This is a genomic window from Sphingobacterium sp. UBA7253 (assembly GCF_002472745.1).
Taxonomy (GTDB): domain Bacteria; phylum Bacteroidota; class Bacteroidia; order Sphingobacteriales; family Sphingobacteriaceae; genus Sphingobacterium; species Sphingobacterium siyangense.
The window spans coordinates 1-7,527 of record NZ_DKSP01000068.1 but is presented as its reverse complement, the minus strand read 5'-3'; the positions used below and the strand labels follow the sequence as shown (position 1 = coordinate 7,527).

Genomic DNA, 7,527 nt, shown 5'->3' with positions numbered 1-7,527 from the left:
TTCAAAAAAACAATACTTTATCCAGCACGACACTGAGGAATCGGAGCGGGCACTGGATGCCTTTGACATATTCAACATGATGCGCCTTGGAGAGAATGGCTCAAAGAAAATCGTTTTTGAACAGCGCAAACCAAGAGGAACAGAATATCTGGGAGATATTGTACAGGCGATACATAATGACCTTGTGCTCTATTTCGATTACCGCAAATATTATGAAACCGAGGTAGAACACCGGCGACTGGTTCCCATCCTAATAAAAGAAGTGCGCAACCGCTGGTATGTCATTGGGCAGGATCTGGACAAGGATAGTCTCAGAATCTTTCCCCTGGATAGGATCTTAGCACTGGAAGTGGTGAAAGCTGGAAAATTCAAGGCTCTCAAAGTAGATCCTGAAACGCTCTTCGAGCATAGTTTTGGTATTATACTTCCATGCGAAGACCAACAAATCGAGGAAGTGATCCTCTCCTATTCAGCATTTCAGGGCAAGTACATTAAGTCGTTACCTTTGCACCATACACAGGAAATAGTAGTCGACAATGAGGAGGAACTGCGTGTAAAGCTCAATATATATGTCACCCATGATTTTGTCATGGAATTGCTGTCCGTAGGCGCCGAGGTCAAGGTTATTGCCCCCGAAAGTCTAGCGGATAGGATGAAAGAGGAATATCGCAAATCTTTACAGCATCAATCCTAAAAGCCGAGCGATATGCACATCATTAAATTAAAGGGGCAAAATATACTCTTGTTATCCGACACGCATGGGATGCAACGCCTGTTGGATATTCCGCAGGGGATCGATATCGTCATCCACTGCGGCGATGTCTGCGATGCAGGTGATATGCAGCAACTATCGGAGTTCTTTGTGTGGTATGCGGAACTTCCCATACCACACAAGGTATTTGTCCATGGAAATCATGATCTCCCCTTTGAACTGGAACCGCAGCGAAGCAAAAAATTGGTACCCGAAGGAATCCATTGGCTAAACGATACTTCGGTCAGGATAAACGGCATCCAGATTATGGGCATCAGTGGTTTTCCTTTTTTTCACCATATGGAATCCGACGTGCAGATTGATATCATGGTATCACACTATCCGCCATCGGGTATTTTGGACAATGGTTATGGCAGCGACGAAATCCGCGAGTTCGCGTTGGAGCGATCACCCAAGTACCATGTTTTCGGTCATAATCATGCAGGGTACGGTAAGATAAAAATTAAGGCTATACAGTTTATCAATGCTTCGTTGTATGAGCTGTTGAAAGGAAAGGCGTGATTAGCATGGCTATCTTTCAGCTCTTGCTATTACTTTTCCACTAATCTTTCTAATATGTCTTCTAATAATCTTACTAATAAAATTAATCTTGGTTTTTCTATTAAAAGCGATTTTGAATGGTTTAAGGAGGATTTCTGGGAATCTATTTATAGACTCTTCTCATAAAATCATGTATTCTTTCTACTTAATTATTCTAATTAGCCTACACAATTTACGGGTATATCCATAAACAAATAAACGAACATAGTTTAGAAAGCTATCAGTCGATATAACGCTTCAATTAAGCTATATTTAGATATAAAATCACGGAAATCAATGGAGCATAATACTAAAGGTATATTTTTGGATGATATAAGATTACCATCGGACCTGTCTTATTATATACCAAAGGAAGAAATAACTCCATATCTGTTGACCAATTGGACCATTATTCGTAATTATCAAGATTTTGTGACCTATATATCTGAAAACGGTATTCCGTCAATCATCTCTTTTGATCATGATCTGGGAATAAATCTTGACAACACAGAAGCAGAGTCGGGGTATGACGCTGTGAAGTATATCGTGAATCTAATTATTGAACAGGAACATCGGGTTTTGCCCCAGTTATTATGTCACTCGCAAAACCCCGTAGGCAAAACAAACATTTTAGCCTACTGGAACAATTTTATTAAAAGCATTGATAAAGGTTAACCGAACTTTTAGAGCTAAATAGATAGCACCTGCATTATACTGAAGTAGTCAAGACTTAATCTGACAGTTGCGATAAATTAACAACTGTAAAATAGATTAGAGTTATGACAACACAAGAAAAAATCATCAAGAACAAACTGGGTGTTTTAGAACTTGCCCAGCATTTAGGAAATGTATCAAGAGCCTGTAAAGTAATGGGCTATTCCAGAGACAGCTTTTATAGATTCAAAGAATTGTATGATCAAGGAGGCGAACTTGCACTTCAGGAACTTTCTAGAAGAAAGCCAGTGTTAAAGAACCGAGTAGAAGAACATATTGAAAAAGCTGTTGTGGATTTAGCCATAGACCAACCTGCTTTAGGCCAATTACGGGTATCTAATGAGTTAAAAAAGCAAGGGATATTGATATCACCTGGAGGAGTTCGGAGCATATGGATGCGTCATGATTTGCAAACTTTTAAGCTTCGATTAAAGGCTTTAGAAGCAAAATCGGCACAGGAAGGTATTGTTTTGACGGAAGCCCAGCTTATAGCACTGGAGAAAGCTAAAGAAGAAAAAAAGGCACACGGCGAAATAGAAACGTATCATCCTGGATATTTAGGAGCTCAGGACACTTATTATGTTGGAAATATTAAAGGAGTCGGGCATATATATCAGCAAACTTTCATAGATACCTATTCCAAAGTCGCTTTTACAAAACTGTATGATCGCAAGAATGCATTAGTTGCCGCAGATATATTAAACGACCAGGTGGTACCATTTTTCGAGCAACATGACATAAGATTGTTAAGGATATTAACAGACCGCGGAACAGAATACTGTGGTGTAAGAGATCAGCATGAGTATCAGCTCTATTTAGCAATCGAAGATATAGATCACACGAAAACCAAAGCAAAAAGCCCCCAAACAAATGGTATTTGTGAACGTTTCCATCGTACTATTCAAGATGAGTTTTATGCAGTTGCATTCAGAAAGAAGGTATATCGTAGCATTCAGGAGCTCCAGAATGATCTAGATCGTTGGATGGCATACTATAATCAGGATCGTACCCACACTGGAAAGTACTGCTTTGGGAAGACACCTATGCAGACCTTCGACGATACAATTCATTTGGCAAAACAAAAGATGCTGGAGACACTAAAAGAAGATCAACTTGTTACTTATCCAATACAGGAGAATAAGCAACAAGTCACATCTTTAGATTTTGAAGAAACATCACTATATTCGAATAGGCAACCTGACAATTTTTAAGAACACCCAACTGTCAGATCAAGTAGTGGCTATTACAATTATACTTCGTAGATTTTTCTCGAAAAACGTCTCCACATATTCGCTTTGCAATTGTCTCCACAGTGTAGAGACAATTGCTTCATCTGTAAAAAACACTTGCAAACTGTATGCAATGCCTTATGCTGTTCGCTGCCCAACATACATCTATAAAAAACACTTGAGGAAGCACGATATCTATATCCTATTTAAAATAAACAAAAAGCCACGTCTTATGACATGGCTCTACAACATATATATTTATTTGAAATCGCTACTATTTATACGAATTGATTGATTTGGATACTTTCCAGTCATTGCCAACACGTTCCAAGGTAACTAAATCTGTTTTGGTGAAGTTTTCAAATTTCAAGGTTACTTTAGCAACCATGTAATCTGCTGACTCCTCAATGATATCTGTGCTTACTATACAGTTTAGCTTTTCGCCTTTTTGTTTTTTCAACGATTTAACCACTTCGCTACGGCTGTTAGACTGCGCATTGTTAGCTTGGACCTTTTGATTAAAATCAGCTGCGAATAACTGCTCTACTCCTGCTGATTCTCCCTCTGTGGTTACTGCAACATAGTGCTCTAAAGCGAAATCTGCTGTAGAAAGGTTAATGTTAGCTTTTGCTGCTTTTGCTCCAGGTCCCTCAGCTGCCATAGCAAATGTTGATACTGCGATTAAAGCTGCTGCTGTGAATGTTTTTACTAGCGTTTTCATAATGTCTTTATTTTTATTGTGTTAGTTCTGTTGTTCTTATTTGTTGACTCAAAACTACAACACAATACGCCCCTAGCCTACTGGCTTTAGACTAACGCTCTGGAAAACTCGGTGAATGACAGGAATAGGTAGGCAAGTCTGCTTCGTATTAGATTCGTACCACGTTCGGATCATCAATAGATATTGTACAGACACCCAACAGACCTTGTCCAGTCTCTGTACAGGGAAAAACTGGTCAGATACTGGTCAACAATCGAACCCTACATGCCCTGATCCGAAGGCTATACGAAGCAGGTACGAACACAACCCCTATAAAAGTTATTTAAACTCATCCCCGAATAACGGATTTTCATAATTGCTAAAATCAGATTTTTTTATTTTACAACTTGGACAAACAAAACCCGCTAACCATAATAGTCCAGGCCGTATCAATAGTGATCGATAGATATTGAACGGATGAGCCCAGCATTCTCTTTACAAAATTGCAAGTCTGAATAAAAGTAATGACTGGTAAAAAGTTTAAAATGTACTATGAAAAAATATAATTAGGTCTGCTTACGTAAAAGTACATAAAGCTCTATTATAACATTCAAATAATTTCCTTTAACACACATCGCCCAAACATTGTTAACTTAAGAAATAAATATTATATTTATACAACTAATCATGTTTTTTCATCCCAACCATTTTAGGGATAAAATGAAATGTTATAATATTATATAATCTATATGAAAAGAAAACTTATTTACATTTTCATCACTGTTATGGTGATCATGTGGGGCTGCAAACAATATGAACACACGCAAATAGAGGATAGCCTAATATCGTCTTATGAAGAATCTAAAGGGAAAAGCTCGATTAAAAATTATGATTACACACCTGACTGGGGCAAAAAACAAGTAGCAAATGGTGGATATTACATTCCTCTATCCTCAAGTGGCGCCAGGTTCTCCAGGACATTAGACAGCACTGTATATTCATTGGCAGATAAATCCTGGTTATTTGCTTTCAAAAAGAATGGCGACTGGTTTTTTAACGTATTAACTGTCTTTCCAGATGATCTTAAAGATGTTAAAGCTGGAGGTATAATTGTTTCTGAAGACTTACTTAATGGTAAGACCTCATTTGTAAATTATTTAGATAATAAGTTCATTTCAAAAAATGAGATTTTAAAAGTATATGCTTCCTCAAAAAATAAATTTGCTAAAGAAAGAGTTAAAACTTGTAGGCAAATTTGGATTCAATATTGCTTAGATGGTACCGAAATATGTTCATCAACATGGAAGGAGGTCTGTACAGATGATGTTGTAGACCCTAATTTCCCGGACTTTCCGCCATTTACAGACGGATGTGAAGGTTGCTCAAGTGGCGGGAGTGGTAGTGGAAGCGGTACTGGAGGAGAGGCTCCTTCCACTGATCCCGACGCAGACAAAGAAATTAGAGATTCTTTGCAAGGCTATCCATGTGCACAAGCAATTTTAACAAAAATCCCTAACTTAGAGAATAGGATTTCCCGATGGTTGAAAAAAGAATTTGGTGAAAATGTAGATAACGATGTTATATTTCGTGTTAGTACTAAATTAGATCCCAATGTAGACGGAGTATGGAGCGGCAGCATTTCAGGTTCATCGCAAACTATTAGTTTAAATGCCAATATGCTTTCTACAGCTTCACAAGAATATATCGCAGCGACAATGTTTCATGAAGCATTACATGGATTTTTAACAATGGAAAAATACCGGCTTAAGAAAGAAGGAAAAGAATCACAATTTGGTATTTTATATCCAGGATTTACAGAAATAAACATTAATGGCCAACCAAGATTTGTTAAAGGGCACAATGCTTATGGATCACTTTTGAACGATTTAGCTGCTGCGCTGAGTTCATTTAATCCTAATATAAGTGATTCTGATGCCATGGCATTATCTAAAGTCGGCGTGGTAAATGATTTTAGCGAAGCGGAGAAAAACAAAGTTATTAAACATAGAGAAGGAAATGATGGAACAACATGTAATTAAACGGTTCAGATTATGGCTTTTGATGCCACTATTAATTGTTTCGCTCAGTGTATCTGCTAACGTGAAATATATCTTATTACCTGATCAGCCACAGGGCTGTATCTTAGATAATTACAAATTATCTACAGATAACTTGTATGGTATCAAGAAGAGCGTTGAGCTATTTTCACTAACGTTCATTGATGGTATAGCTATAGATCGAAATAAATTGGGCCATCACAAAGACCTTAATCTAATTCTTATTGCCGTTCTTCCAGATTTGGAAGGGAACCGGGATTGGACTGAGATTGATCTGGATAGTGTCAAAAAGGACACGATACCCCACCAATACCTTAAAAGGCTATTAAGAGCCAATACATACGCTGATTTTGATAAAACATACGGTGCAAAAACTAAATATTTCAACGAATATCAAATTATCCGGAAAATTGGCAACAAATACTATTCGTCCAAACATTGTCTAATACAATTTTTTGCGATAAGAAATAGGCCATCCATTTTTCAGAATATGTTTGGAACAATAAATATTGAGCAAGAGCCTATTAAAATTACTGAAATGGAAGCTATTTTTAAAAAGAGATATCCTCATGAAGAATTTCCTGCTTACACTATCGGCAATACCCCTTACGACTATCCTACTTTCGATTATCTAAGAGACCGAAGAGAATATTTATCTAAGGTCGTCAAGTTTAAAAATGGCAAAATAGGTTATCAATTTTGGACTTATACAGACTGGCATACGCATGATCATGAGCTGGAGGTAGATAGAGGTATTGACAGATTTATATACGTACCAGGAAATGGGATCGTGGGCGGTTCATTTGACTTCTATTTTTATTTTTATCGTAAAAAATTACCTATAAAATACAGCGATTTGCTGAATAACGTAAAAGAGGAAAAAGTGATGATTGCGCCAGAATTTAAAGTTTGATGATCGGGAATCAACGAGTTACGCACATTGCATGACAAAACAAAAAGCCAGATCTCACGACCTGGCTTCTAAACTAAATTTAAACATTTGATTCACTAGTGGTCTGACTTTAAACTGATCTCGGCAGATCACTAGTTATTTAAATACTTATTTATACGAATTGATTGATTTGGATACTTTCCAGTCAATGCCTACACGTTCCAATGTAACTAAGTCCGTTTTGGTGAAGTTTTCAAATTTCAAGGTTACTTTAGCAACCATATAGTCTGCTGATTCTTCTAAGATGTCTGTGCTTACTACACAATTCAGCTTTTCTCCGTTTTGTTTCTTCAAAGATTTAACCACTTCGCTGCGGCTGTTAGACTGCACATTGGTAGCTTGGATCTTTTGGTTGAAATCTTCGGCGAATAATTGTTCTACACCTGCCGATTCGCCCTCCGTAGTTACCGCCACATAGTGTTCTAAAGCAAAGTCTGCTGTGGAAAGGTTAACGTTTGCTTTTGCCGATTTTGTTCCAGGTCCCTCAGCTGCCATAGTGAAAGTTGATACGGCGATTAAAGCTGCTGCAACAAATGTTTTTACTAGCGTTTTCATAATGTCTTTACACTTGCGTCCTAAACGTT

Annotated in this window: 8 protein-coding genes; 6 read left to right on the top strand and 2 right to left on the bottom strand. The window is 37.5% G+C overall.

Going from position 1 to position 7,527, the window contains the following annotated elements:
* From B2X72_RS06205 to B2X72_RS06190, 4 genes are all read left to right on the top strand, one after another.
* Window positions 1-694 (top strand): helix-turn-helix transcriptional regulator (locus B2X72_RS06205; RefSeq protein ID WP_286848645.1); only part of this gene is annotated, 694 nt, incomplete at its 5' end.
* A gap of 12 nt (window positions 695-706) precedes the next feature.
* On the top strand, window positions 707-1,273 hold the full coding sequence (locus B2X72_RS06200; RefSeq protein WP_286848643.1) for a metallophosphoesterase family protein: 567 nt from the start codon (window positions 707-709) through the stop codon (window positions 1,271-1,273).
* Between the two features lie 315 nt (window positions 1,274-1,588).
* The gene (locus B2X72_RS06195) at window positions 1,589-1,966 is read left to right on the top strand and encodes a cyclic-phosphate processing receiver domain-containing protein (protein WP_286848641.1); all 378 of its coding nucleotides are present in this window, start codon (window positions 1,589-1,591) and stop codon (window positions 1,964-1,966) included.
* Between the two features lie 104 nt (window positions 1,967-2,070).
* Window positions 2,071-3,216 carry an IS481 family transposase gene (locus B2X72_RS06190; protein ID WP_270419924.1) on the top strand — a complete coding sequence of 382 codons (1,146 nt, stop codon included), beginning with the start codon at window positions 2,071-2,073 and terminating at the stop codon, window positions 3,214-3,216.
* A gap of 292 nt (window positions 3,217-3,508) precedes the next feature.
* Here the strand turns inward: B2X72_RS06190 and B2X72_RS06185 are convergent, their stop codons facing one another.
* Window positions 3,509-3,955: a nuclear transport factor 2 family protein gene (locus B2X72_RS06185; protein ID WP_286848638.1), complete on the bottom strand. Its 447-nt coding sequence runs from the start codon at window positions 3,953-3,955 to the stop codon at window positions 3,509-3,511.
* Window positions 3,956-4,683: 728 nt separating this feature from the next.
* Between B2X72_RS06185 and B2X72_RS06180 the strand changes: the two genes are divergently transcribed.
* Both B2X72_RS06180 and B2X72_RS06175 read left to right on the top strand, forming a co-directional pair.
* Window positions 4,684-5,973, top strand: coding sequence for a hypothetical protein (locus tag B2X72_RS06180; protein WP_286848636.1), 1,290 nt, complete (start codon window positions 4,684-4,686; stop codon window positions 5,971-5,973).
* Complete coding sequence (locus B2X72_RS06175) at window positions 5,951-6,904, top strand: hypothetical protein (protein WP_286848634.1); 954 nt, start codon at window positions 5,951-5,953, stop codon at window positions 6,902-6,904. The genes B2X72_RS06180 and B2X72_RS06175 overlap by 23 nt, the downstream gene beginning before the upstream one ends.
* A gap of 147 nt (window positions 6,905-7,051) precedes the next feature.
* Here the strand turns inward: B2X72_RS06175 and B2X72_RS06170 are convergent.
* The coding region (locus tag B2X72_RS06170; protein WP_286848632.1) for a hypothetical protein at window positions 7,052-7,527 on the bottom strand (476 nt) is incomplete at its 5' end.

What these genes read in the sequence shown, in the direction of transcription:
- B2X72_RS06200 (WP_286848643.1), top strand. Translation starts at nt 707, where the DNA reads ATGCACATCATTAAATTAAAGGGGCAAAATATACTCTTGTTATCCGAC.
- B2X72_RS06195 (WP_286848641.1), top strand. Translation starts at nt 1,589, where the DNA reads ATGGAGCATAATACTAAAGGTATATTTTTGGATGATATAAGATTACCA.
- B2X72_RS06190 (WP_270419924.1), top strand. Translation starts at nt 2,071, where the DNA reads ATGACAACACAAGAAAAAATCATCAAGAACAAACTGGGTGTTTTAGAA.
- B2X72_RS06185 (WP_286848638.1), bottom strand. Translation starts at nt 3,955, where the DNA reads ATGAAAACGCTAGTAAAAACATTCACAGCAGCAGCTTTAATCGCAGTA.
- B2X72_RS06180 (WP_286848636.1), top strand. Translation starts at nt 4,684, where the DNA reads ATGAAAAGAAAACTTATTTACATTTTCATCACTGTTATGGTGATCATG.
- B2X72_RS06175 (WP_286848634.1), top strand. Translation starts at nt 5,951, where the DNA reads ATGATGGAACAACATGTAATTAAACGGTTCAGATTATGGCTTTTGATG.